Annotated in this window: 1 protein-coding gene; it reads left to right on the forward strand. The window is 39.0% G+C overall.

Annotated elements, in window-relative coordinates:
- Positions 1 to 490 precede the first annotated feature (490 nt).
- Positions 491 to 759 (forward strand): hypothetical protein (locus ASC50_RS02325; protein ID WP_226995343.1); only part of this gene is annotated, 269 nt, incomplete at its 3' end.

Below are 759 nucleotides of genomic sequence, written 5' to 3' on the forward strand. Positions count from 1 at the left end.
GTGTATTTCAAAAAAAAATCCTTACCTTTGCCGCCGATATTTACGCTAAGTTATGAATAAGTAAATATCGGACGATATTTGCTCGAATGAATGAGCGAATACGAGTGATAACGTATTAAATTATAGGAGATTATGATGACATGACAGTGGTAATGCGCACATTTTAAGATTGGGAAAAGCGTTTAGGCTTATATTTTGCTTCTTGGAATCTAGACAATTTCAAAACATTCAAAATAGTAGAGACAACGTTCACACGGCGGTGGGGGCAATGCTCATTTATTTGGATGTCAGGTAGTCTAGAACCTCAAGAAGCGGATAAAAAATCACGAGTTTTGTCCGCGCTTTTTTTATGTTGCGTATCTGAGGAAGGACAACGGTTGACCAACAACCGGATAAAATTGGGGTAAGACACCTACGAAGCCGCGTTACCGCATAGAGTAGGGAAAGAGTTAGAATTAAAAATAAATGTCAAATTTAAAAATTAAAAGAAATGACAAAGTTTAAAAATGTATTTTTGCTGGCAGCGATGGCTGTTTCAGCGGGGTTTGTTGGTTGCAACAAAGAAGAGGATGAAGAAAATGGTGTCGGTGTCGATGGCAGCATTAAAGCTGATGGTAGCCTTGAAATTACGGCAAGCAATGTCTCCACCGGCGCGGTAGAAGTTGATTCCGTAAAAGTGGTAGTTTGGTCAAATGAAGACCAGAAGGAGTATATTATTGCAAGTGCTCCTTACAAAGATGGCGGTTTTACACTCAATTT

The sequence above is a fragment of the Candidatus Symbiothrix dinenymphae genome (genome assembly GCF_001431085.1).